This is a genomic window from Pseudomonas maioricensis (assembly GCF_022790535.1).
GTDB lineage: Bacteria > Pseudomonadota > Gammaproteobacteria > Pseudomonadales > Pseudomonadaceae > Aquipseudomonas > Aquipseudomonas maioricensis.
Map to the genome: position 1 here is coordinate 1 of NZ_LOHG01000013.1, position 24,787 is coordinate 24,787.

Annotated in this window: 25 protein-coding genes; 14 read left to right on the top strand and 11 right to left on the bottom strand. The window is 58.8% G+C overall.

The features are described from left to right. Positions 1-41 precede the first annotated feature (41 nt). A complete protein-coding gene (locus AUC61_RS19255; RefSeq protein WP_243247762.1) occupies positions 42-4,364 on the bottom strand; it encodes a DEAD/DEAH box helicase in 4,323 nt (1,440 codons plus the stop codon). 330 nt (positions 4,365-4,694) lie between these two features. Between AUC61_RS19255 and AUC61_RS19260 the strand changes: the two genes are divergently transcribed. Then, positions 4,695-5,579: a sugar nucleotide-binding protein gene (locus AUC61_RS19260; protein ID WP_243247763.1), complete on the top strand. Its 885-nt coding sequence runs from the start codon at positions 4,695-4,697 to the stop codon at positions 5,577-5,579. Next, complete coding sequence (locus AUC61_RS19265) at positions 5,572-6,501, top strand: NAD-dependent epimerase/dehydratase family protein (protein ID WP_243247764.1); 930 nt, start codon at positions 5,572-5,574, stop codon at positions 6,499-6,501. The genes AUC61_RS19260 and AUC61_RS19265 overlap by 8 nt, the downstream gene beginning before the upstream one ends. Before the next feature lie 166 nt (positions 6,502-6,667). Here AUC61_RS19265 and AUC61_RS19270 read toward each other — a convergent pair whose 3' ends face one another. The 6 genes from AUC61_RS19270 to AUC61_RS19295 all read right to left on the bottom strand — a co-directional run bounded on the left by AUC61_RS19270 (position 6,668) and on the right by AUC61_RS19295 (position 11,184). Next, positions 6,668-7,354, bottom strand: a complete 687-nt coding sequence (locus tag AUC61_RS19270; protein ID WP_243247765.1) for an OmpW/AlkL family protein — start codon at positions 7,352-7,354, stop codon at positions 6,668-6,670. A 251-nt stretch (positions 7,355-7,605) separates the two neighbouring features. After that, positions 7,606-8,127 carry a DUF3299 domain-containing protein gene (locus AUC61_RS19275; RefSeq protein WP_243247766.1) on the bottom strand — a complete coding sequence of 174 codons (522 nt, stop codon included), beginning with the start codon at positions 8,125-8,127 and terminating at the stop codon, positions 7,606-7,608. 11 nt (positions 8,128-8,138) lie between these two features. Then, complete coding sequence (locus tag AUC61_RS19280) at positions 8,139-9,404, bottom strand: ABC transporter permease (protein WP_122662360.1); 1,266 nt, start codon at positions 9,402-9,404, stop codon at positions 8,139-8,141. 1 nt (position 9,405) lies between these two features. Continuing rightward, positions 9,406-10,116, bottom strand: coding sequence for an ABC transporter ATP-binding protein (locus tag AUC61_RS19285; RefSeq protein WP_243247767.1), 711 nt, complete (start codon positions 10,114-10,116; stop codon positions 9,406-9,408). Positions 10,117-10,190: 74 nt separating this feature from the next. Then, a complete protein-coding gene (locus tag AUC61_RS19290; protein ID WP_243247768.1) occupies positions 10,191-10,784 on the bottom strand; it encodes a DUF2796 domain-containing protein in 594 nt (197 codons plus the stop codon). 205 nt (positions 10,785-10,989) lie between these two features. Then, entirely contained in the window at positions 10,990-11,184 is a 195-nt protein-coding gene (locus AUC61_RS19295; RefSeq protein WP_243247769.1) for a hypothetical protein, read from the bottom strand. Positions 11,185-11,718: 534 nt separating this feature from the next. On the opposite strand from AUC61_RS19295, the gene AUC61_RS19300 reads away from it, so the two are divergent. Beyond that, the gene (locus AUC61_RS19300) at positions 11,719-12,075 is read left to right on the top strand and encodes a hypothetical protein (RefSeq protein ID WP_243247770.1); all 357 of its coding nucleotides are present in this window, start codon (positions 11,719-11,721) and stop codon (positions 12,073-12,075) included. Here AUC61_RS19300 and trxA read toward each other — a convergent pair. The 3 genes from trxA to AUC61_RS19315 form a co-directional block, all read right to left on the bottom strand. Then, a complete protein-coding gene (gene trxA, locus AUC61_RS19305; protein WP_243247771.1) occupies positions 12,072-12,944 on the bottom strand; it encodes a thioredoxin in 873 nt (290 codons plus the stop codon). The two genes, AUC61_RS19300 and trxA, sit on opposite strands and share 4 nt — an antisense overlap. A gap of 131 nt (positions 12,945-13,075) precedes the next feature. After that, on the bottom strand, positions 13,076-13,777 hold the full coding sequence (locus tag AUC61_RS19310) for a class I SAM-dependent methyltransferase (RefSeq protein ID WP_243247772.1): 702 nt from the start codon (positions 13,775-13,777) through the stop codon (positions 13,076-13,078). Beyond that, positions 13,774-14,226 carry a hypothetical protein gene (locus AUC61_RS19315; protein WP_243247773.1) on the bottom strand — a complete coding sequence of 151 codons (453 nt, stop codon included), beginning with the start codon at positions 14,224-14,226 and terminating at the stop codon, positions 13,774-13,776. The genes AUC61_RS19310 and AUC61_RS19315 overlap by 4 nt, the downstream gene beginning before the upstream one ends. A 217-nt stretch (positions 14,227-14,443) precedes the next feature. On the opposite strand from AUC61_RS19315, the gene nrdR reads away from it, so the two are divergent. From nrdR to AUC61_RS19370, 11 genes are all read left to right on the top strand, one after another. Then, positions 14,444-14,908, top strand: coding sequence for a transcriptional regulator NrdR (gene nrdR / locus AUC61_RS19320; RefSeq protein ID WP_027901698.1), 465 nt, complete (start codon positions 14,444-14,446; stop codon positions 14,906-14,908). A gap of 41 nt (positions 14,909-14,949) precedes the next feature. After that, the gene (ribD, locus tag AUC61_RS19325) at positions 14,950-16,050 is read left to right on the top strand and encodes a bifunctional diaminohydroxyphosphoribosylaminopyrimidine deaminase/5-amino-6-(5-phosphoribosylamino)uracil reductase RibD (RefSeq protein WP_162874188.1); all 1,101 of its coding nucleotides are present in this window, start codon (positions 14,950-14,952) and stop codon (positions 16,048-16,050) included. Between the two features lie 47 nt (positions 16,051-16,097). Beyond that, positions 16,098-16,769 carry a riboflavin synthase gene (locus tag AUC61_RS19330; RefSeq protein ID WP_087267514.1) on the top strand — a complete coding sequence of 224 codons (672 nt, stop codon included), beginning with the start codon at positions 16,098-16,100 and terminating at the stop codon, positions 16,767-16,769. A gap of 17 nt (positions 16,770-16,786) precedes the next feature. After that, entirely contained in the window at positions 16,787-17,878 is a 1,092-nt protein-coding gene (gene ribBA, locus AUC61_RS19335; RefSeq protein WP_243247774.1) for a bifunctional 3,4-dihydroxy-2-butanone-4-phosphate synthase/GTP cyclohydrolase II, read from the top strand. A 114-nt stretch (positions 17,879-17,992) separates the two neighbouring features. Next, entirely contained in the window at positions 17,993-18,469 is a 477-nt protein-coding gene (gene ribH / locus AUC61_RS19340; protein WP_027901702.1) for a 6,7-dimethyl-8-ribityllumazine synthase, read from the top strand. Then, positions 18,466-18,966, top strand: coding sequence for a transcription antitermination factor NusB (gene nusB, locus AUC61_RS19345; protein ID WP_243247776.1), 501 nt, complete (start codon positions 18,466-18,468; stop codon positions 18,964-18,966). Before ribH ends, nusB begins: the two co-directional genes overlap by 4 nt. 159 nt (positions 18,967-19,125) lie before the next feature. After that, the gene (gene thiL / locus AUC61_RS19350) at positions 19,126-20,091 is read left to right on the top strand and encodes a thiamine-phosphate kinase (protein WP_243247777.1); all 966 of its coding nucleotides are present in this window, start codon (positions 19,126-19,128) and stop codon (positions 20,089-20,091) included. Continuing rightward, positions 20,088-20,597: a phosphatidylglycerophosphatase A family protein gene (locus AUC61_RS19355; RefSeq protein ID WP_243247778.1), complete on the top strand. Its 510-nt coding sequence runs from the start codon at positions 20,088-20,090 to the stop codon at positions 20,595-20,597. The genes thiL and AUC61_RS19355 overlap by 4 nt, the downstream gene beginning before the upstream one ends. Before the next feature lie 304 nt (positions 20,598-20,901). Further along, entirely contained in the window at positions 20,902-21,519 is a 618-nt protein-coding gene (gene ribA, locus AUC61_RS19360; RefSeq protein WP_032626451.1) for a GTP cyclohydrolase II, read from the top strand. Continuing rightward, positions 21,516-21,935, top strand: coding sequence for an MFS transporter (locus AUC61_RS19365; RefSeq protein WP_243247779.1), 420 nt, complete (start codon positions 21,516-21,518; stop codon positions 21,933-21,935). The genes ribA and AUC61_RS19365 overlap by 4 nt, the downstream gene beginning before the upstream one ends. Before the next feature lie 120 nt (positions 21,936-22,055). Then, complete coding sequence (locus tag AUC61_RS19370) at positions 22,056-22,688, top strand: Vat family streptogramin A O-acetyltransferase (RefSeq protein ID WP_422765511.1); 633 nt, start codon at positions 22,056-22,058, stop codon at positions 22,686-22,688. Between the two features lie 143 nt (positions 22,689-22,831). On the opposite strand, the gene dxs is transcribed toward AUC61_RS19370, so the two are convergent. Next, entirely contained in the window at positions 22,832-24,727 is a 1,896-nt protein-coding gene (gene dxs / locus AUC61_RS19375; protein WP_243247781.1) for a 1-deoxy-D-xylulose-5-phosphate synthase, read from the bottom strand. Positions 24,728-24,787: the final 60 nt, after the last annotated feature.

Sequence of the window (24,787 nt, forward strand, 5' to 3'; positions counted from 1 at the left end):
TTTGATAGTCGCAGAGCTTGCTCGCGATGGGGCCTTCTCGTTCAGCGCAACAACCTGTCGCGTACCTGCGCCATCGCTTCCTGATCCAGCTCCAGCCAGTACTGTGGCTTGCCCGCAATAATTGCCGCAGCCGGAATGCCATCTCGGTACACCAGTCTGTTGCCTGCCAGCGCCGGGACTTTGCTGCCCGGCAATAACGTACCGACGAGATTCAAAGGGTCCACAGCGCTCAGGCTGATCAGGCTGCCGTCCAAGGGTTGCTTGCGGATTTCCCGAAGCACTGGAATCGCTTCCGGCAAAGCAAATTGCTCACCTGCCAGGCCACTGACAAACCTTCCGCCCCGTATTTCGCCTCGGGCTTCAAGACGATGAAAGGTGCGCAGTAATTCCCGCCAACTCGGTAACCAATCAGCTTCACGCTCCAGCAATCGCCAGAACACCACGCCATAGCGCCGCAACAAAGTCATCGCAACGTGTTCCAGTATTTCTGGGGCGGTGGACTGAGGGCGCATGTTCGTGGGAGTGGCGGGGCGCGAAGAGCGCTTCAGCAACGCCCAGCGTCCGGCATCGTCCATCCCGCCGATAAACGCCCCGCGATTGCGTCTGCTGGTGTGCGCAGACCGTTTGCTGGCAGGCGTGATCAAGGCGCGCAGTCCGGCAAAGCTGTCGGCGTTGACCAGTCCGGCCGCCACCAGCTCTTGCAGGGCGATTTCCAGTTCGGCTCGCAGCAAGTGTGCTTCGCTCACCAACTCGTCAAAAAAAATCGCGCCGTGGCTGAGCAGCGCTGCATGGACTTTCTGTGCTTTAGGCGAGAGTTCGTCAGGTTCCGGCTGTGCGGCCAGGCCGCTCCACACACTGACCTGGCTGCGGGGGAGCAGCACAATCGGCGTACTGCGTAATGCCACCCCTCCGGTTTTGCTGTTAGCCGCCAATCGCATCCAGACGACTTTGCCGGAGCGGCAGAATTCATCCAGCCATGTGGGCGAGTAATCCTTGATCCGTGCGGACAACAAGTCGCTGTCCCAAGCCCCGGCAGCAGCGCTGAAGCCCTCAAACTGGGCAATGATTTCCGGGAGTGCGGCGCGGCCCTCGCTGCGAGTGGCTGTGGACAAATGCTGCCAGTCGAAGAGGAAACGCATGAAGTCCTGCAGCGAAACCGGCTCGATCTCGCGCCGTAGACGCCGCACCGTGTAGCGATGAATCCTTGCCAGCAGATGCCGCTCACACCACTGGTCCTCGCTGGCGCCAGGGCTGAAGCGGCCACGCAGCACGTAGCCTTCGCTTTCCAGGCGTGCCAACGCCTGACTGATCTGGCTGGCGCTCAAAGCCAGCGGTTGAGCAATATCTCGCGTTGGCAGTGGACCGAAACCGCTCAAGCGAGCGCGAACCACCTCGACAATCGCTTCGTCGCGATCCCAATCCTCATCGAAGCCTGACAATGCGCTCAGGTGTGGATGCATTTGCGCGTGTGGATAAATTGCCCGAAAACAATTCAGGCGTTCCACGGGGATCCACAACGCCTGATCGACGCCAACTTGCAAGCGCGTGGCACGTCCGGAGCGGGCCAGGGTTTCCAGCCATCTCTGCCAGTCCCCATTTGCCGCAGACTCGGCGCTGGCCACACAACTGAGGCTCATCAACGCTTCGTGCATTTCATCAAGGTTCTGCGGTTGCGGCCACGCCTCTTCGTTGACGGCCGCAATGGCGTCTGCATCCAGAGCACCCAGATCGTCCGAAGATTGCGGATCACTCCAGCGCCGGTTGAGCACGGCCTGAGTCCGTCGCTCTTCCAACGGAGCGTCGTCCAGAAAGGCGTAAGGTCGGGCGTTAAGAATTTCGGCGGCCAGCGGCGACGGTGCGGGCAAGTCACGAGCGATCAACCGAACTTCGCCACTTTCCATACGCCGTAACAATTGCAGCCAGCCTTCGGCGTCCATTGCTTCGTGCAGGCAATCGTCGAGGGTTTGCTCCACCAATGGATGATTAGGCACCTCTCGCTCGCCAACAATGTTTTCCAGGCAGGCAATCTGGTCCGGAAATACCGTTGCGATCAGGTCCTCGCTTTTCATGCGTTGCAGCTGTGGCGCGACTTTTCGTCCGCCGGTATAGCGGGGGAGAGCCAGCGCTGTGCCCGCATTCCATCGCCAGCGCACGCCAAACAACGGCGCGTCCAGCACCGCCTGGATCAGCAGATGTTCTGCCGTGCTGGAATTCAGATAGCGCCAGACCTCGGCGAGCTCGAAGCTGTGGCTGGTAGACAGCGACAAGACAATTGCGTCTTCGCTGGCAGCCGCTTGCAGCTCGAAGTTGAACGTTCGACAAAAACGCTTGCGCAATGCCAGACCCCAGGCACGGTTGAGCCGACTGCCGAAAGGGGTGTGGATTATCAGTTGGGTACCGCCAGACTCATCGAAAAAACGCTCCATGATCAGCGTGTCTTGCGACGGTAATGCACTCAAGATCGAGCGGGTGCGGGCCAGGTAATCCACCAGTTGCTCGGCACTGGCCAGGTTCAACCCAAGCGTGTCGATTAACCAGTCGATGCAGGGCTGGAGATCCCCGGGGTGGGCGCCCAGCAGTTCATCAATCTGACCTTGCAAGCGCGCCACGGCAAATGACAGCTCATCGCTTCTGCCCGGGGCTTCACCCAGCCAGAAAGGAATATTGGGCGGTTGACCGTGGGCGTCTTCTACGCGTACCCGGCCGGTTTCAATCCGCAGGATGCGATAAGACGTGTTGCCCAACTGGAAGATATCGCCCGCGATACTTTCGACAGCAAAATCTTCGTTGACCGTGCCGATATTCAGGGCCTGAGGCTCGAGAATCACGCTGTAATCGGCGTTGTCCGGGATCGTGCCGCCACTGGTCACAGCCGTCAGCTTGCTGCCTCTGCGGCCACGCAATGTTCGGTTCAGAGCATCGCGATGCACGTAAGCGCTGCGCACACCCTGCCGTCCGCTGTACCCGTCGGCCAGCATGCCGAGCAAGGCCTGGTAGTGATCGGTGTCGAGTTCGGCGTAAGGCGAAGCCCGACGAAACATATCCAACAGCGCCTGCTCAGGCCATTCCTGGAGGCTGACTTCCGCAACAATCTGCTGCGCGAGTACGTCCAGCGGTGCTTTGGGGATCTGCAAAATATCCAGCTCGCCACGCCGCACGCAATCGAGCAATGCCGCGCATTCGATCAGGTCGTCCCGGGAGGTCGCAAACAGCCGGCCTTTGGGCGTGCCACCGACGTGGTGGCCGGAGCGTCCGACCCGCTGTAAAAATGCCGAAATGGAACGAGGCGATGCAATCTGGCAGACCAGGTCCACGTCGCCAATATCGATACCCAACTCCAGCGAGGCGGTCGCGATCAGCACCTGCAAGTCGCCGCGCTTGAGGCGCTGTTCTGCATCCAGTCGCTGTTCTTTTGCCAGACTGCCATGGTGCGCAGCCACCGCTTCTTTACTCAGTCGCTCGCTCAAATGACGGGCCATGCGCTCGGCCATGCGTCGTGTATTGACGAAAATCAGCGTAGTGCGGTGCTCGCGGGCCAGTTCAGCGAGGCGATCGTAAACCAGTTCCCATACGTCATTGGACATGACCGGGCCCAAGGGCACAGGCGGCACTTCGATCCCCAGGTCGCGAGGGCGAGCGTGGCCGATATCGACAATGGAGCAGGGCCGTTTGAGTGGGTCAGCGCCCACCAGAAAGCGCGACACCAACTCGATGGGCTTTTGCGTGGCCGATAAGCCAACACGTAGCAACGGTTCGCTGCACAACGCTTGCAGACGTTCCAGCGTTAGCGCCAGATGGCTGCCGCGTTTGCTGGCAGCGATGGCGTGGATTTCATCGACGATCACTGTGCGAGTACTTGCCAGCATGCGCCGTCCAGAATCCGAACCCAGCAGCACATACAGCGATTCGGGGGTGGTCACCAGAATGTGCGGTGCCGTTTTGCGCATCGCCGAGCGTTCTTTTTGCGGTGTGTCGCCGGTGCGCACGGCGGTGCTTATGCGCAGTGGCGGCAGATGCATGCGCTGCAACTGCTCGGTAATGCCCGCCAGCGGGTTTTGCAGATTGATCTGAATGTCGTTGGACAGCGCTTTGAGCGGCGAGACATAAACCACGAAGGTTTGCTCGGGCAGTTCCCCGCCTTGCTCAAGGCCCTGATGGACCAGATCGTCGAGTACCGCAAGAAACGCCGTCAGGGTTTTCCCTGAACCGGTGGGCGCGGCAATCAGTGTCGAGCGTCGAGCCTTGATCAGCGGCCACGCTTGAGCCTGGGCGGGTGTCACCGCCGGGAATGTACTGCGAAACCAGGCGCTGACTGCCGGGTGAAAGCCATCGAGCGCCGGGTCTGGGATAAGCGGTAGGTTCATGGGCAAATTAATGAGGGTGGCGAGGGGAAGATGCAAGCGCCTTTGATCGGCGGTTGTAGCGCGGGCCGCAGAAGATCTTGAACTGAGGTGCTATCCCCTGTGGGAGCTGGGCTTGCCCGCGACAGGCTGGATGCTATTCACTTTAGATCGCGTCCAGCCTGTCGCGGGCAGGCCCAACTCCCACAGGTTAGGTGTTAATCCTGTGCTCGCGTTTAGAGCAGAAAAATCCCACACCCCTCAACGGTTGGGGGTTGCGCGTCAACGTGATATGTTTGCAGGCGTTTTACATCTAATATTTCAATTGAATTTGATATCGAGCCTGCTGACTCTATGCGAATGCGCCTTATGCTGTTGGGCGGCGGGAATGCCCTTGGGCAGGCGCTGATTCGTCTGGGTGCCGAGGAAGACATTGGCTTCCTGGCACCGCGTCCGCCGCAAGACGGCTGGGATGCAGCGAGTCTGACGCAATTGCTTGATGACACCCGTCCCGATGCCTTGATTAACCTTGCCTACTACTTCGACTGGTTTCAGGCAGAGTCGGTAAGTGATACACGCCTGTCCAGTCAGGAGCGCTCGGTTGAGCGCCTTGCCGAGCTGTGTCAGCACCACAACATTGTTCTGCTGCAACCTTCCAGCTATCGGGTATTCGATGGCTCGCGGGCGACTGCCTACAGCGAAAAGGACGAACCGGTCCCGCTCGGTGCTCGCGGCCAGGCGCTACTGCGCATTGAGCAGAGCGTGCGTGCCACCTGCCCTCAACATCTGCTGCTGCGTTTCGGCTGGCTGCTCGATGACAGCGCCGATGGCGTGCTGGGGCGTTTTCTGAGCCGTGCCGAACTGGCTCAGGAACTGTTGATGGCTGACGATCGACGTGGCAACCCGACTCCTGTGGATGACGCAGCCCGGGTAATGATCGCAGTGCTCAAACAACTCGATTGTGAAGCGCCGCTGTGGGGCACCTACCACTACGCTGGCCACGAGGCGACAACGCCTCTGGCGCTGGGGCAGGCCATTCTCACTGAAGCCCGCCTGCTACATGCTCTTGCGGTTGAAGCTCCGACTGCGCAGGCCCATGCCGCGGGTGCCGATGCCAGCGACGAGCCGCAACATGGCGTGCTTGCCTGCAAGAAAATCCTCCATACCTTCGGTATCAAACCCCGCGCATGGCGCGCCGGGTTGCCGAGCCTTCTGGATCGTTATTACCGTCATGTCTGATTCTCCTGTCCTGATTACCGGCGGTGCCGGTTTCATTGGCTCGCATCTGGCCGACGCGCTGCTGGCCCAAGGGCACGCGGTGCGCATTCTTGATGACCTTTCTACCGGCAAGCGCAGCAACCTGCCGCTGGATAACCCGCGTATCGAGCTGATCGAAGGCGATGTCGCAGATTCCGATCTGGTGAAGCGCGCGGCGATGGGCTGCAAGGCTGTTGTGCATCTGGCAGCTGTTGCCTCAGTGCAAGCCTCCGTGGATGATCCGGTGCGTACGCATCAGAGCAATTTCATCGGCACCCTGAATGTCTGCGAAGCCATGCGTGAGGCGGGTATCAAACGTGTGGTTTTTGCCTCCAGTGCGGCGGTGTACGGCAACAACGGCGAAGGCGAAGCGATTGGCGAAGACACGCCCAAAGCTCCTCTGACGCCATACGCTTCGGATAAATTGTCCAGTGAGCACTACCTCGATTTCTATGGCCGTCAGCATGGTTTGGAGCCGGTAGTCTTTCGTTTCTTCAACATCTTCGGCCCTCGCCAGGATCCTTCGTCTCCCTATTCTGGCGTGATCAGCATTTTTGCCGAGCGCGCGGAAAAAGGGCTGCCCATCGCGGTGTTTGGCGATGGCGAGCAAACCCGGGATTTTTTCTACGTGGGCGATGTGGTCAAGCTACTGAATCAAGCGCTGGATTTGCCGAAGGTCGAGTCGGGCGCGGTCAACGTAGGGCTGAATCAGACCACGTCTTTGAATCAGCTGTTGGCGGCATTGGCAGAAGTAGTGGGCAAGCAGCCACAAGTGACCTATCAAACCGCGCGTTCCGGCGACATCCGTCACTCACGAGCCAACAACCAGCGCTTGCTGGAGCGGTTCGCCTTGGGTGAGCCAACACCGTTGAAAGTCGGTCTGGCGAAACTACTCGGTCGCTGATAGCCGTTCGCGACCCACAAAAAAAGCACCGATGAGGTGCTTTTTTTGTGGCCGATTACTGCAAACCGTTGACCTGTAGGAGCTGCCGAAGGCTGCGATTGCGGTGTGCCAGAAGAAATGCTTCGCAGCCTTCGGCAGCTCCTACAGGTCCAGTGTGCGCCGCGTCTTAAAACTTGTAACCCACACCGACCATGTAAACCCACGGATCGATGTCCACGCTCACTTTGGTCTTGCCAACGCTCAGCGCCGAAGGGCCGTCCACAGTGGCTTCAGTATCGATGTCCACATACCAGACCGACGCGTTGACCAGAATGTTGTCGGTCAGCATGTAGTCCATACCAAGTTGTGCAGCAAGACCCACCGAGTCTTTCATCTTCAGGTTGCTGAAGCCTTGGTCTTTGCGATTGCCTGTCAGATCGGTATCGAAGAACGTGGTGTAGTTGATACCGACGCCCGCGTACGGCTGAAACTTCGACGACGCTTCCATTGGGTAGTACTGCAGTGACAGCGTCGGCGGCAGTTGTTTGATGTCTGCCAGCTTGCCATCAAGGCCAGGGCCGAGGCCTTTTACCGAAACGGTGTGGCTGAAGGGTGTTGCGGCCAGAAGCTCGATACCCACGTGCGGGGTGATCATGTAGCCGAACGTCAGGCCAAGCTGATTCTCGCCATCAACCGTTGCCTTGGTGCCTGAGACTTTGGTGCCGTCGAGTTTGATCTCGCCGCTGTCTTCATTCGGTTCAACGTGCGCAACACCCGCGCGAACGATGAAGTCACCCGCCTCGTAAGCCTGAGCGGCGAAGGGGGCGCTGAGCGCCAGCGCAAAGAGGGAAGCGCTGAGCAAGGTCTTGTTCATGGGAGCTCCAAAAGGCGATTCAAGTTGTCTGGCGCCAATGGTACGGAGCGTCTGAACCAAGGCTTTGACACAGCTCAATGAAATCGCAATGAAGCCCCTTAAACGATCTTTTGTGCCAAACCGGTAGGAGCGAACTTGTTCGCGAAAAGGCCGGCACTCCGCTGCATCTGCTTCGTCAGGAATACTGCCTTCCCGGATGAATCAGGTCCCACGGGATCGCGCGCCTTTTCAGGCGACCCCTCCAACAGGGCCTAATTATCGGGCAACTCATAGACCAGAATCGTATCGGCTTCCATGCTGTAACCCGCATCGGCCAGCTCGCTGGTGGACGCTTTGACCTGCATTGGCCCTTCGATCCAGTACGGCTGATACAGCTCTTCGACTTTGACGCCCAGCTCGCTGGTGACGTGCACAATCTGATTCGAAGGCGGTGGAGGTACGTGGATGCAAGCCCCGAAATACGGCACTAGCAAGAATTCGATTACCCGGCCCTCCTCGCTGACTTCCAGCGGCACGATGTATCCGGGCAAGCGCACCTGCAGACCATCCAGCGCCTTCACCACCGGCGCATGAGGGGCTTGTTGATGTGCGGCGGGCGCTGACTCCACTGACAGCGCATCGGACAGCTTGGACATGTCATGAATAGGCGCAGTTATCGGCGCGATTTTCGGTGCGTCCGGTGGGATCATCTCTTCCCAGGTCAGCACCCGCGGTTCGGCCGCCCATAACGGTGAACTGACCGACAACAGCAAAATCAACAACAGGCGCCGCATGTTCAACGTCCTCATAAACGGATCGACAGGCCATCGGCGAGCGACTGCCGATACGCACGCCACGCAGGCACAACGCCCATCAATAATGCGGCAGCCAGAATGCCACCGAGCAGCGTCCATTCATATTCGCTGGGCAGAGAAAGCGGTAGAAATAGCCCGTAATTAGTTTGCACATAACCTTGGGCTGCAGCGATGCCGATATACAGCAGCACCATGCCGCTGACCACGCCCGCCAGCGCCAGGGCGAACGCTTCCATGATCAGCAGAGTCGCGATGTGCCAGGGGCGAGCGCCCACGGAGCGTAGAATCGCCATCTCTCTGCGTCTTTCATTGAGGCTGGTAAGAATGGCCGTCAGCATGCCGATCAAGCCGGTCAGCACCACAAACAGGGAAATCACGAACAGCGCTTTTTCCGCTGTACCCATCAGGCTCCACAGCTCCTGAAGCGCGACGCCGGGCAGGATCGCCAGTAATGGTTCGCCGCGGAACTCGTTGATCTGGCGCTGCATAGAAAAGGTGGCGATCTTGCTGTTCAGGCCCAGCATAAATGCCGTAATGGCTTTGGGCGTCAGGTCCATGTTGCGCGCCTGATCCGCAGTAATGCGTCCGTTGCCGTGGGCAGGCGCGCCGTTTTGCCAGTCGATATGGATGGCTTCCATACCACCGAGACTGATGTGCAACGTGCGATCCACCGGCGTGCCGGTGCGTTTCAGAATGCCCACCACAGTAAATGGCTTGTCGTCGTGCTTGACCAGACTGATCGCCGCCACGCCGTGGGCCAGCACCAGTTTGTCACCCAGCTTGTACTTCAAGGCGTCGGCCACTTCTGCGCCAAGCACCACTTCAAATGGATCTGTCGCAAAGGCTCGACCCTGAGCCAGTTCCAGGTGTTGCTGGCGGCCAAACTGGTAGTGCTCGAAGTAGTTTTCGTTGGTGCCCATCACCCGATAGCCGCGATGGGAATCGCCCAGGGAAATCGGGATTGCCCATTTCACTTGTTTGCTCTGGGCGATTTCTTCAAAGCTGTCCCAACGAATATTGTTGGTCGCGTTACCGATACGAAACACCGAATACAGCAACAGGTTGATTGAGCCAGAACGGGCGCCGACGATCAGATCCGTCCCGCTGATCGTGCTGGCAAAACTGGCGCGCGCCTCGGTGCGCACCCGCTCAACCGCCAGCAGCAGGCATACCGACAAGGCGATGGCAAACGCAGTGAGGAAAGCGGTAAAGCGGCGGTTAGCCAGACTGGCCATGGCTAGGCGAAACAAATACATCTCAAACCTCTACGGCGACGGCGGCGCGATTGAGTTCGGACAACGACAGGCTGCGGTCGAACAGCGGTGCCAGGCTCTGGTCATGGCTGACGAACAACAGGCTGCTGCCAGCTTCGCGGCATTCGGCGAACAACAATTTGATGAAGGCTTCTCGTGCATCGGCATCCAGCGCGGAGGTCGGTTCGTCAGCGATCACCAATTCTGGCTGGCCGATCAAAGCCCGTGCGGCCGCCACCCGTTGTTGCTGGCCGATGGACAGTGAGTCGGCGCGGCGGCTGAGCATCTGCGGATCGTTCAACCCCAAATGGGCCAACAGCGTAACGGCAGCATTTTCTACGCTGCCGTGGCGTTGGCTCGCTCGCTTCGCGCGAACTTTGGAGAAGTGACAAGGCAGCTCGACGTTTTCACGCACCGAGAGAAACGGCAGCAGGTTGAATTGCTGGAAGATATAGCCGGTGTGATTGACCCGGAAACGATCACGCTCACCCGATGAGAGCTCGGTCAGCTCCTGGCCCAGCAGGCAAATACTGCCGCGATTGGGCTTTTGCACACCGCCCAGCAAGCCCAGCAGCGTCGTCTTGCCACTGCCGCTTGGGCCTTTGAGGAACAGGGTTTCGCCTGGCTCCAGACGAAATGCCGGGATATCCAGCAATTGCGCATGGCCTGGCCAAGTAAAACCAAGGTCGGACAGTTCGATAAGTGCTTGGGTCATAACCGTTGTTGTAATCCGGCTGAATGGAAATCAAACGACCGGGCAAGCCCGGTCGGTTTTCAACAATAGCTGAATCAGAATTTCAGGCTTGGATTGCTTGGACGTACTTCGGCACCCGACTGACCTTTTGGTGAAATCAACTGCACCTGCAGCTTTTCGGTGGCCGGGAACGACTTGAAGATGTTCGACAGGTCGAGGGTTTTCAGCACTGCCGGGACCTTACAGGTGAATTTGTAAGTGCCATGGATTTCGCTGTGCTCGTGCTCATCGTGACCGTCTTTTGCATCGTGGTCATGATCATGGCCTGCGTCAGCGTCAGGCTTGTCACCGAACAGCGGGCTTTCCAGCTTCTGGGAAACCACGTTGCACTCCGCAGCCTCCGGAATGCTGAACAGGGCGTGGGGCTTGAGCAGCACATCTTTGGCGGCGGCGACTTTGGCTTTGTCCTCTGCGCTGGTCGCCAGATGCTCAAAACCCACGAGGTTCATGGCCGGGCTGTCCAGCTCGAACTCCAGCGTGCCGCCGACCAGTGCAACGTCCAGCCGCCCGACGCCATGCTCGTGCGCACCGAGGCTGCCGTGTTCATGGTCGTGATTATGCTCGGGGGCCGCATTAGCCATGGCGAGTGGAAGCAGGGCGAAGGGCAAAGCGAGCAGCAGACGGCGCATAAAAACAGACTCCGGACATGACTGGATAAAGATCGTTATGTGATCTTATAACAATTATTGGCGGGGGCGTGAGTTGGAATTTCGATTTGGGTAAGGACCACGTTCCCGGTAGGAGGCAACTTGTTGGCGAGACAATCGTTCTGGTTACGCAGGTCCAATGCCTCGCCAACAAGTTGGCTCCTACCCGGGTGATGTATTCCAATTATTAAACGCGCCGTTCCCAAGGCCTTGCCCGGCGCAGGTCCTGAGCCAACGTATAAATGATTGTTCGCCCGCCATGACTGGTCCAGCGCAGGGTTTCTATAAGGCGATGTTCATCGGGCGTGAGGTAGGCGAAGCCTTGGGTTTTGGCTTCGTGGAGGCAGTCGATGGGGTGGTGAGATTTTCTTTTTGATTTCATGGTTAAGCTCGAGGTAGATGTGATCCAAGAGCTGCCTTCAAACGCTGCGAAACGCTGGGTGGCAGCTGTACATGGGTTCGCAGACCGAGCACACCCAACCCGGCACACCCGAAGGTGTCCCAAGTACAGCCGCCATATAGATTTGGTGCTGAGGGTATGCACTGCTCAGGCTGCGAAACCCGTTCGCTGCTGCGGCAACGACTGGCGCACATTACCGATGAGGGGCGGGTTCAGGGAGGTAACGATAGCGATCTGAGATGTAGGAAAAGTCTGCGGATCGCCGCTAACCCTGTGGGAGCCAGGCTCGCCTGCGATAAGACTGGACTCGATCGACCTGACATTTGCGGTGCCTGTATCGCGAGCAAGCTCTGCTCCCACAAATACTGCTATCTGTACCTCTGTAGGAGCTGCCGAAGGCTGCGAAAGCATTCTCATGGCATACCGAATTCGCAGCCTTCGGCAGCTCCTACAAGGTCGGTGCAAAAAGATGAATCTATGCGAGCATGTCCCCCTGCAAAAAAAGAGGAAGCACCCATGTTGCGTATTCGTGGAACCGTTGGCGACTGGCCGGTGGATTTGACGCTGGAGCTGGACGAAGGCGATTGGGCGCAGCTCGGCGCTCAACTAAAAGCCGCCAAGCCTGAAGCTGCAGCGCCAGTTGAGGCCAGCAAGCCAGCAAGTCAGGACGACAAGCTCTGGCTGATCGCTTTGGATCTGCTGCGCAAGGCCGGGCAGATCAATGGGCCGGAGTTGCTGGATCAACTGGAAGGGCTGACCGGCAGCACAGCAGCGGGCAAGCGCCTGTTAGTGCGCTTGCGCCACAGTTCGCAAGTTAAGGTCGAGAGCGGGCAGGACGCGCCGCTCTACAGCTGGGTTGGTACGAGCGCTTAGTACAGCGCAGCAAACAACTTGCGACGGTAGGCGGTGACCAGCGGATGGTCGTTGCCCAGCAGGTCGAAGACTTGCAGCAGGGTTTTGTGCGGCAGGCCGTCGGCGTAGTTGCGGTTACGAATGAACAGCTTCAGCAAGCCTTCCAGCGCAGCTTCGTATTGCTGACGGGCCAGTTGTTGAATCGCCAACTGGTGTACAGCTTCATCATCCTGAGGGTTTTGCGCCAGACGAGCCTTGAGGTCTGCCGCATCCGGGAGCGCCTTGGCTTCAGCCAAAAAGGTCAGTTGCGCACGGGCACCGGCCAGATCTGCTTTATGGTCGTCGGTTTTTACCGCGTCCAGTACCTGACGAGCCTCACCCAGCTCGCCACGTTCTGCCAGGCAACGGGCATACAGAATCAGCGCCGCGGCGTTGGTGTTGTCCTCGGTCAGCATCTGTTGCAGCGCTGCTTCGGCTTCTGCGAAGTGGCTTTCGGCAAACATTTCCTGAGCCAGTTTGAGCGGATCAGCGGCCTTTGGTGCGGGCATGACCACATGTTGTTCGAGGACCTTGCGGATCTCCGACTCAGGCTGTGCGCCGGTGAAACCATCAACCGGCTGGCCGTCCTTGAACAGCACTACGGTTGGCAAGCTGCGAATGCCGAAACGAGCGACGATGTCCTGTTCTGCATCGCAATCGACCTTCACCAGCAGCAATTCGCCCTGATAACTCTCGGTAATTTGCGCCAGCAGTGGCATCAGCACTTTGCAGGGCGCACACCACTCGGCCCAGAAATCCACCAATACGGGTTGGTCGAAAGACTTGTCGATGACCAGTTGCTGAAAGGTCGCCGCCGTAGCGTCGAAGATGTAAGTCGTGTCCTGGTTCATTGCGAATCTCGGGGATCTGAATGGGGCCAACTATAAAGGGCGCTTGGGTTTGCGCAAAGCGATGAGTCGAGAGATCTGTTGGAGCGAGGCTTGCCCGCGAATCGGTCGCCTCGGTGTGGCAGGAAAACGCGTTATCGTTCTTCGCGGGCAAGCCTCGCTCCCACAGGGGATTGCATTTCAACTCGTTCAGCGTGGTAGAGGCTCACCTTGCGAAACTCATGGGGCTCAGCCAGATCCGGCAGCGTATGCGCTTCAAAGACGCCCAGCCGTTCATAAGAAGGATGCTGAAAGTCACGCACTCTCGAGTCCGCCACCAAGGCTTGCCGCCCGCGACTGAGAAACTGATCCAGCAAGGGTAAATTGGCCCGGTCGTAGAGCACGTCAGCGACGATGATCAGGTCGAAGCGATCCGCTTCGGCAAAGAAGTCCGCCGAATAGCTCAACTGCACACCGTTAAGCTCGGCATTGGCGCGGCAGGCTGCGAGGGCCAGTGGGTCAAGGTCACAGGCCACCACCTCCAACGCGCCCGCTTTAGCCGCTGCAATCCCAGCAACGCCCGAACCGGCACCGAAATCCAGCACCCGCTTGCCAGCGACCCAATGCGGATGCTCAGCCAGAAACCGCGCCAGGGCCAGGCCGCTGGCCCAGCAGAAACTCCAGTACGGCGGATCTTCAAGAATGCGTCGGGTTTCTTCGGGGCTGAAGGCACGGTCCATGTTTTCCGCATCAATCAACCACAGCTGCAAGTCTGTTTCAGGCAAGGCTGTGGCGACCAATTGTGCATCGCCGAGCAATTCGCTCAGCGCCCGTTGCAGGTGTAGCGGTGCAGTCATGGCGCAGTTTCGAACTGCAAAGGCCCCAACGCCTGTGTGGTTGGTTGTTCAATGCGCAATGACGGCAGGTGCAGGATCAGTTGTCCGGACTTGCTGGCACGACCGCGTAATTCAACGCGCTGGCCGACTGGAAAGGCTTCCGGATTGAATCGTAGCTGGAATGGCAGCGATTGGTTATTACCTTGCAGTTTGGTGCTGGTCAGCAGTTTTTGCGGACGACCTCGCTCGTCGATTACCAGCAATGCCAGCTCGACCTCTGCTCCGGCGGGCACGCCCAGCAACTGGCCGCTCAGTTCGCGCTGGAACGGCTGCAACGGGCCGGGGCCAGTTGGCGCCTTGACGACAGGCGCTGAAACCGGTTTGGCCGGGACAGGATCAGGTGTTTCATTGCTGCTGCACGCGGCAAGCAAGCCAAACAGGCTGAGGAACATCAGCGGTCGTAGCGTCATGAACAGCTCCAACAAAAAATCAAATACGAAGGACAGCAGCAAACCGCTCGATGACGGCAGTGATAAATTACCCGCAAACGCGGGTAAATAGCCCAATTAGGCGCAGTATCGCCGAACACTGCGTCAGATGCGCGTCTATATAGCGCAAAGCCCAAGACTTGTCTTGCCAGCGGGATGCGCTACCATGGCGGCCCTTCCTATTTTGTTGCCTGCCACCATGCACTGTCCCTTCTGCGGTGCCAACGACACCAAAGTCATCGATTCCCGCCTGGTAGCCGAGGGCGATCAGGTTCGCCGTCGCCGCGAATGCCTCGCCTGCGGTGAGCGTTTTACCACCTTCGAAACCGCCGAACTGGTGCTGCCGCGCCTGATCAAGCAAGACGGCAGCCGTCAGCCTTTCGATGAAGAGAAGCTGCGCGCCGGTATGCAGCGTGCCCTTGAGAAGCGTCCGGTGAGCGTGGAGCGTCTGGAAGCTGCGCTGGTGCACATCAAGCACAAGCTGCGCGCGACCGGCGAACGCGAGGTCAAGTCGCTGGTGGTGGGCAATCTGGTCATGGGCGAACTGCAAAAGCTCGACGAAGTGGCGTATATCCGCTTTGCTTCTGTTTACAGGCGTTTTCAGGACCTCAACGAATTCCGCGAAGAAATCGATCGTTTGGCTCGCGAGCCAGCTAAAGAGTGAGTGCTTCGTTGACTGAACAAACCGCGCTGGACACCCATTATATGGCGCGCGCGCTGGAACTGGCGCGCAAAGGGATTTACTCCACCCATCCCAATCCAAGGGTCGGCTGCGTGATCGTGCGCGACGGGCAGATCGTCGGCGAAGGCTGGCACGCCCGGGCTGGTGAGCCGCATGCGGAAGTGCATGCATTGCGGCAGGCAGGCGATAAAGCTAAAGGCGCGACGGCTTACGTCACCCTGGAGCCTTGCAGCCATCACGGGCGTACACCGCCGTGCGCCGATGCACTGGTCAATGCAGGCGTGGGCCGGGTCGTCGCTGCCATGCAGGATCCTAATCCCGATGTGGCCGGGCGTGGCTTGCTGCGGTTGATGAACGCAGGGATTGCGGTGCAGTGCGGCGTGCTTGAAGACGATGCCCGTGCGCTTAACAAAGGCTTTCTCAAGCGCATGATCAAGGGGCTGCCTTACGTGACGGTCAAGCTCGCCATGAGCCTTGATGGCCGTACTGCCATGGCCAGCGGCGAGAGCCAGTGGATTACAGGTCCTGCGGCGCGTTCGGCAGTGCAGCGTTTGCGTGCAGAGTCGAGTGTCGTGCTGACCAGTGCCGATACGGTGCTGGCCGACAAAGCCCGTTTGACTGTCCGTCCCGATGAGTTGGGCCTGAATGCCGAACTCACCGCGCTGGCGATGACGCGTCCGCCACTTCGAGTGCTGATCGATGGGCGTTTGCGAGTGCCGCTGGATGCTCCTTTCTTCCAGGCCGGGCACGCGCTGGTCGCGACCTGCGCAGCTGCCTCGGCCCGCGAGCGTTATCACGATGAAGGTCATGACATGCTGGCCCTGGCCGGTAGTGGTGGTCATGTCGACCTGCGCAAGTTACTGGTCGAGTTGGCCGCGCGTGGCGTCAATGACGTATTGATCGAGGCCGGTCCACGTCTGGCGGGCGCTTTTACTCGCCTGGGGCTGGTGGATGAGTTCCAGATTTTTGTTGCGGGCAAGTTCCTCGGCTCTTCAGCCCGGCCATTGCTTGATCTGCCGCTGGCGCAGATGAGCGAGGCTCTGGAGCTGAAAATCACCGATATCCGCGCCGTTGGAGATGACTGGCGAGTCATTGCCACCCCCAAGCTCGCCCCCGGCGTATAATTTCGGCCTTTCGCTCAGCGCGCTGGGCTTGTTCTCCTGGAGGACCCATGTTTACTGGCATCATCGAATCCATCGGCAGCATCCGCGCCATCACCCCTAAGGGCGGCGATGTCCGCGTTTATGTTGAGACCGGCAAACTTGATCTGAGCGACGTCAAGCTGGGCGATAGCATCGCGGTCAATGGCGTCTGCCTGACTGCTGTAGAGCTACCCGGTGATGGCTTTTGGGCTGACGTCAGCCGTGAAACCCTCGACGTTACGGCGTTCATCGACCTGAAGACGGGCAGCCCGGTCAATCTGGAAAAGGCCCTGACCCCGACGACGCGTCTGGGTGGCCATTTGGTCAGCGGTCACGTCGACGGGGTTGGCGAAATCGTTTCCCGTGAGGAAAACGCCCGTGCCATCCAGTTCAAAGTGCGCGCTCCCCGTGAGCTGGCCAAGTACATATCGCACAAAGGTTCTATCACGGTTGATGGCACCAGCCTGACCGTGAACGCCGTTGACGGTGCCGAGTTCGAGCTGACTATCGTGCCGCACACCCTGGCCGAAACCATCATGGCCGACTACCGGCCGGGTCGTAAGGTCAACCTCGAGGTGGATTTGCTGGCGCGTTATCTGGAGCGTTTGCTGATGGGCGACAAGGCCGCCGATTCCTCGAAAGGGCAGGCTGGCACCATCACTGAAAGTTTTCTGGCCGCCAACGGCTACCTCAAATCCTGAATTGAAGGGGGTGCCGCGTGGCGCTCAATAGCATCGAAGAACTGGTTGAAGACATTCGCCAGGGCAAAATGGTCATCCTCATGGATGACGAAGACCGCGAGAACGAAGGCGACCTGATCATGGCCGCCGAATGCTGCAAGGCCGAACACATCAATTTCATGGCCCGCTTTGCCCGTGGCCTGATCTGCATGCCGATGACCCGCGAACGTTGCGAGGCTCTCAAGTTGCCTTTAATGGCGCCGCGCAACGGTTCCGGTTTCGGCACCAAGTTCACTGTGTCCATCGAAGCAGCCGAAGGCGTGACCACCGGTATCTCTGCGGCCGACCGCGCCCGCACTGTGCAGGCCGCTGCTGCCAAAGATGCCAAGGCCGAAGATATCGTCAGCCCAGGCCACATCTTCCCGCTGATGGCCCAGGCGGGCGGTACGCTGGCTCGCGCCGGGCATACCGAGGCGGCTTGCGACCTTGCTCGCATGGCCGGTTTCGAGCCAAGCGGCGTGATCTGTGAAGTAATGAACGACGACGGCACCATGTCGCGTCGCGCTGAACTGGAAGCTTTCGCGGCGGAACACGACATCAAGATCGGTACGATCGCCGACCTTATTCACTATCGGATGATCCACGAACGTACCGTTCAGCGGATTGCCGAGCAGCCAATGGACAGCGAACTGGGCCAGTTCAACCTGGTGACTTACCGCGATTCCGTCGAAGGTGACGTCCACCTCGCGCTGACTCTGGGCAAGATTTGCGCCGAAGAACCGACGCTGGTTCGTGTACACAACATGGACCCATTGCGTGACCTGTTGATGGTCAAACAGCCCGGCCGATGGAGCCTGCGCGCCGCGATGTCTGCGGTTTCCGAGGCGGGCAGCGGGGTTGTGCTGCTACTCGGTCATCCGCTGGATGGCGACGTTTTGCTTGCACATATCCGTGAAACCGCAGGGCAGTTGCCGATCAAATCGCCGACTACTTACAGCACTGTAGGTGCCGGTTCGCAGATCTTGCGTGACCTTGGCGTGCGTAAAATGCGCCTGATGAGTTCACCAATGAAGTTCAATGCGATATCCGGTTTCGATCTGGAAGTTGTAGAATACGTGCCCTCCGAATAAAGACCGGTCGGGTGGTGCGCTTTTGTACGTACCGCCGGCTAATCTGTTTCGTGGCCTAACATCCCTATAGTCCGCCCCAAGGCGTACTTGCTCTTTAATACGAGACTTACACGAATGACCCTGAAGACCATCGAAGGTACCTTCGTCGCTCCCCAAGGCCGCTACGCTCTGGTAGTTGGCCGTTTCAACAGCTTCGTCGTGGAAAGTCTGGTGAGCGGCGCTGTTGATGCTTTGGTACGCCATGGCGTCAAGGAAAGCGACATCACCATCATCCGCGCTCCGGGTGCCTTCGAAATCCCGCTGGTTGTGCAGAAAGTTGCTCAGCGCAGCGAGTTCGCCGCCATCGTCGCCCTCGGCGCAGTGATTCGTGGCGGTACTCCGCACTTCGAATACGTCGCTGGTGAGTGCGTCAAAGGCCTGTCCCAGGTTTCCATGGAGTTCGGCGTGCCGGTTGCTTTCGGCGTGCTGACTGTCGATACCATCGAGCAAGCCATCGAGCGCTCCGGCACCAAAGCCGGTAACAAAGGCGCAGAAGCTGCGTTGTCTGCCCTTGAAATGGTAAGCCTGCTGGCGCAGTTGGAGGCCAAGTGATTTCCGACGATAGCGATCAGTTCAACCCGCGCGACCCAAAACCTGCGGACGCTGGCAAGCCATCCAAGAGCGTCAAGCGTCGGGAAGCCCGTCAGCTTGCAACTCAGGCACTTTACCAGTGGCACATGGCGGGTCATTCGCTGAATGAAATCGAGGCGCAGTTCCGCGTCGATAACGATTTCAAAGACGTCGACGGCCCCTATTTCAGCGAACTGCTGCGCGGCGTACCGACCAACATCGATGAAATCGACGCGGCGTTGAAGCCTTGCCTGGACCTGACCATTGAAGAACTCGACCCGGTTGAACTGGCCATCCTGCGCCTGTCCACCTACGAGTTGCTCAAACGCGTCGACGTGCCGTATCGCGTTGTGATCAACGAAGGCATTGAGCTGGCGAAAGTCTACGGCTCCACTGACGGCCACAAGTTCGTCAATGGCGTGCTGGACAAACTGGCCCCTAGCCTGCGTGAAGCTGAAGTCAAAGCGTACAAGCGCTAAGCCTTCAGGCTGGACGCAATCCCGGTAGGAGCTAACTTGTTGGCGAGGCGGTTTGTCAGATGCAGACGATCAGCCTGAACTGACGCTTCGCCAACAAGTTGGCTCTTACCGGAGTTATGTGTTCCCACGGGGTGTTATCAAACATAACAAGAGATTCTGATGGGCGAGTTTGAGCTGATCCGCAATTACTTCGCTGCTGCGCCTTGCGCTCAAGCGGGCGAGGGTGTGGCGCTCGGGATTGGTGATGACTGCGCTTTGCTGACGCTGCCGCCCGGTGAGCAGTTGGCAATCTCGACCGATACGCTGGTCGTCGGTGTGCATTTCCCTGACGTCTGCGATCCTTTCCTGCTGGGGCAGCGTGCGCTGGGTGTTTCAGCCAGCGATCTTGCTGCCATGGGCGCAACCCCCGTTGCCTTCACCCTCGCGTTAACCCTCCCTGAAGTTTCTGCAGACTGGCTACAGGCTTTTGCTCAAGGCTTGAACCTGATGGCGCAGCAATGCGGCCTGCAATTGGTGGGCGGCGATACTACGCGTGGGCCATTGAGCCTGACGGTGACGGTGTTTGGCCGGGTGCCGGCGGGGCAGGCATTGACTCGCAGCGGCGCACGGCCCGGCGACCTGCTGTGTGTAGGTGGACCGTTGGGCGATGCAGCAGGCGCATTGCCCCTTGTGTTGAACCAGCGCACCACTGAGGCGTCTACCGCAGACGCCTTGTTGGCGAGGTACTGGTCGCCGCAGCCGCAACTGGCTCTTGGGTTGGCGTTGCGTGGCAAGGCTACAGCCGCTCTGGACATCTCCGATGGCCTGTTGGCCGATTGCGGTCATATCGCACGCGCTTCACGCGTCAGGTTGCTGGTTGAGCAGGACAAGCTGCCGATGTCTGAGCATTTGCTAGCCTTTACCGGGTTACAGGCTGCGCGAGAGGCTGCATTGAGTGGTGGCGACGATTATTTACTGGCGTTCACGCTGCCACCGGAACACTTGCAGGCCTTGCTCGACGCAGGGTTGCCCATCCATGTAATCGGGCGGGTCGAGGCAGGCGAAGGCGTCTTGCTGATCGACACCAATGGTCATGACATTCCTGTCCTGGCACGCGGCTACCAACATTTTCGGGAGACACCGTGACAGATCATCCAAAGCAGGTCCCGGCAGAATTCGTTCCACCGTCGGTATGGACCAACCCATGGCATTTCCTGGCGTTCGGTTTCGGTTCCGGCACGCTGCCCAAAGCACCGGGAACCTGGGGCTCCATGGTGGCTGTGCCGTTCATTCCGCTCTGGCAGATGCTTCCGGACTGGGGCTACTGGCTGATGCTCGGCATCACCATGCTCTTCGGCTTCTGGCTGTGCGGCAAAGTCGCTGACGATCTGGGCGTGCACGATCATGAAGGTATCGTCTGGGACGAAATGGTCGGCATGTGGATCACGCTGTGGCTGGTGCCCGAAGGCTGGGTCTGGTTGTTGGTGGGGTTTCTGGTATTCCGCTTTTTCGACATTCTCAAGCCGTGGCCCATTCACTGGATCGATCGCAAGGTGCACGGTGGCGTCGGGATCATGCTCGACGACGTGCTGGCGGGCGTGTTCGCCTGGGCGGCAATGCAGGGCCTGGTTTGGGCCTGGGCGTGGATTTGATCTGAAAATAAAGCCCTGTAGGAGCGGCTCCGGTGTCCCTGATACCACGCTGTCACGTAGCAAACACAGTACCTGTAGGAGTGAGCTTGCTCGCGATTCGGTCTGCCAGTCGATGAATATATCGCCTGTGCTGACGCTATCGCGAGCAAGGTGGAGCGCCACCCCGGTCACTCCTACAGTAGATTCTCATCAATCTAACTTCCTGATCTGTATGCCCCACAATTCGGCATAAGCGTCTACAGGGGCGTGCTGTTACAATGCGTGCCTTGCGAATTTCCAGTCCCATACTGATCAGGAGCACACGGTGCCCGTCGTATTTGTAGCCGCTTCCAAGCTGCCTACCCCTTTTGCCGAATTCACCATGCATGGCTTTCTTGAGCATGCGACCGGTCGTGAACACCTCGTGTTGAGCCTGGGCGACGTATCCGATGGCGCTCCGGTGCTGGGGCGCGTTCATTCCGAATGCCTGACCGGCGACGCGTTGTTCAGCCAGCGTTGTGACTGCGGCTCCCAACTCGAAGCTGCTTTACGTGCCATCGCTTCTGAAGGGCGTGGTGTCTTGCTGTACCTGCGTCAGGAAGGCCGCGGCATTGGCCTGCTGAACAAGGTTCGTGCGTATGAATTGCAGGACGGCGGCGCTGATACCGTTGAAGCCAATGAGCGTCTGGGTTTTGCCGCTGACCAGCGCGACTACGCCATTTGTCTGCCAATGCTGCAGCACTTGGGTATCGACGCGCTGCGCTTGATGACCAACAACCCGCGCAAGGTCAAAGCCTTGACCGAAATGGGCATTAACGTTGCTGAGCGAGTGCCGCTGCACACCGGCCACAACCCGCACAATAAACTCTACCTGGCCACCAAGGCTGGCAAGCTCGGGCACATGATGGGCAACGAGCATCAGGGCGAGGCTGATCGCGCTTGAACCGCAACAACACCAGACGCCGCTTCGCCCTCGCGTGGTGGTGGCAACTGGTGTTGACCCTGGCGCCGCTGTTTGTGATCAGTGGCGCATTCGATGGCAAAAACGCCATTCTTCCTGTTTTGGCGATGCCATTCTTCGTGGCGGGCCTCTTGTCGATGTTTGTCAGCCTAAGGCCCTTTGGCCGCTACAAGCATGCATTGATCGCCACCGGTGCTGCCCGCGACACCCCTGAAGAAGCCGCCGCCTGGATCGCCCTCGCTGACGCCCGTCGTGTTGCGTTTCTGGCCGCTGGATTACCCGCCTGGATTGCGGCGCTGGCTGTCTTTGTCGGCCTGGAGACCGTGCCATTGCTTCTGCTGGCGTTTTCCAGTGTGGTGCTTCTGTACCTTTACCGCATACCCCGGCAACTAGCGTGAAGTACTGCCCCCTGTAGGAGCTGCCGAAGGCTGCGAAAGAATTTTCATGGCAGACCGAATTCGCAGCCTGCGGCAGCTCCTACAGAAGCTGTTCGTATTTGCATGAAAAAGGAGCTTGTTATGAACGGACCGGACCCGAAAAATCCCCATCCAATGAACGGTTTTCCGCAGGTGTGTTTCATCAAAAACACCATCAGCAATCCGAATATCATCGTTGGCGACTACACCTACTACGATGATCCCGAAGACTCGGAAAACTTTGAACGTAACGTGCTTTATCACTTTCCGTTCATTGGCGACAAACTGATCATCGGTAAATTCTGCGCACTGGCGCGGGGCACCAAATTCATCATGAATGGTGCCAACCACAAGATCAGTGGCATCTCTACGTACCCGTTTCAGATCTTTGGCAATGGCTGGGAGAAGGTCACACCTGAATCTGGTGACTTGCCCTACAAAGGCGACACCGTTGTGGGTAACGATGTATGGGTGGGCTACGACGTGCTGGTCATGCCCGGCGTGAAGATCGGCGACGGGGCGATTATTTCTTCGCGCTCGGTCGTTGTCAGTGATGTCCCGGCGTACAGCGTTGTTGGCGGCAATCCAGCCAAAGTCCTGAAGCACCGCTTCCCCGCTGAAATCAGCGAGCGACTTTTGGCCATTGCCTGGTGGGACTGGCCGATAGAGAAAATCACCCGGAATCTGCAGGTGATCGTTTCAGGTGATATCGAGGCGTTACAGGCAGCGGTTTAGTGCAGTACGAGGAGGGCGGGATCGGGTTGAAATGCAATCCACTGTAGGAGTGAGCTTGCTCGCGATGCGGTGTCCTGGTCGAAAAATTTATCGTTTCAACTGACGCTATCGCGAGCAAGCTCACTCCTACAGGACTTTGTTAGTCAGCCAATCAACGCCAGCCGCTCGTTGATCGCCGCTTCAATACCCGCCTCATCCAATCCGCACTCTGCAAGCATCTGCGCGGGCTTGGCGTGTTCGACGTAAGTATCTGGCAGGCCAAGGTGCAGCACGGACTTGAGGATGTTCTCCCGTGCCAGAAACTCGCTGACGGCAGCGCCAGCACCGCCCATGACGGCGTTTTCTTCGAGGGTGACAAGCAGTTCGTGATTGGCTGCGGCTTCGCGAATCAGCTCTTCGTCGATGGGTTTGACGAAGCGCATATCGATCACCGTCGCGTCGATTTTTTCCGCTACTTTCAGGGCTTCGGTCAACTGCACACCGAACACCAGAATGGCAACGCCCTGGCCGTTACGGCGGACGATGCCTTTACCAATCTGGATAGGCGCCAGACTGCTGTCGATCACTGCATTGGGGCCGGTGCCGCGAGGATAACGCACGGCAGCCGGGCCGTTATGCAGGTAGCCGGTGCTGAGCATCAGGCGCAGTTCATTTTCGTCGCTAGGCGTCATGACCACGATGCCGGGTATGCAGCGCAGGTACGACAAATCGAAACTGCCTGCGTGAGTCGGACCGTCTTCACCTACCAGGCCTGCACGGTCAATGGCGAACAGGACGTCAAGGTTCTGCACCGCCACGTCATGCACCAATTGGTCATAGCCGCGTTGCAGGAATGTGGAATAGATCGCCACCACCGGCTTGATGCCCTCGCAAGCCATGCCCGCTGCCAACGTAACGGCGTGCTGCTCGGCAATGGCTACGTCGAAGTAGCGCTCGGGGAAGCGTTCGCTGAACTCGACCAGATCCGAGCCTTCCTTCATCGCAGGGGTAATACCCACCAGACGCGAATCGGCTTCGGCCATATCACAGAGCCACTGACCAAACACGCCAGAGTATTTCGGCCCGCTGGCCTTTTTCGGCGCTGCTGCCGGAGCATTCAGAGGCTCCAGCTTGGTGATGGCGTGGTAGCCGATCGGATCGACTTCGGCAGGCGCGAAGCCTTTACCTTTTTTAGTCACCACATGCAGGAACTGCGGCCCTTTGAGGTCGCGCATGTTACGCAGTGTTGCGATCAGGGTGGGCAGGTCGTGGCCGTCGATTGGCCCGATGTAGTTCCAGCCCAGTTCTTCGAACAGGGTGCCGGGCACCAGCATGCCTTTCGCGTACTCCTCGGTGCGGCGGGCAATTTCCCATGCTCCGGGCAGGCGCGACAGAACTTTTTTGCTGCCTTCACGCATGCTGCTGTAGGTACGGCTGGAAAGTATCTTGGCCAGATAATTCGACAGCCCGCCCACATTGCGCGAGATCGACATGTCGTTGTCGTTGAGGATAACGAGCATGTTGGCGGCGACTTCAGGCGCATGGTTCAGCGCTTCGAAGGCCATACCGGCGGTCAGCGCGCCGTCACCGATCACGGCGATGGACTTACGGTCGCTGCCTTGCAGGCGGGCGGCAATGGCCATACCCAGTGCGGCACTGATGGACGTGCTGGAGTGACCGACGCCAAACGTGTCGTACTCGCTCTCGCTGCGACGCGGGAAGGCAGCAACTCCGTCTTTCTGGCGCAGGGTACTCATGCGCTGGCGACGGCCGGTGAGGATCTTGTGCGGATACGCCTGATGGCCCACGTCCCAGACCAAACGGTCGTCCGGGGTATCGAAGACGTAATGCAGGGCGATAGTCAGCTCGATGACACCAAGGCCGGCACCGAAATGCCCGCCGGTCTGGCCAACGGAATAGAGCAGCTCCAGGCGCAGTTCATCGGCCAGGGCATCCAGCTCGGCTTCGCCCAGGCGACGCAAACCGTCCGGCGTTTCAGCGCGGTCGAGCAGCGGCGTGGTTGGGCGCACGCGGGGAATCTCTTTAAACGTCGTGGGCATCAGGCGAATCGTTATAAGTAAAAGAGGCGGCAGTTTACCTGATGCATCGCATGCTGCCCA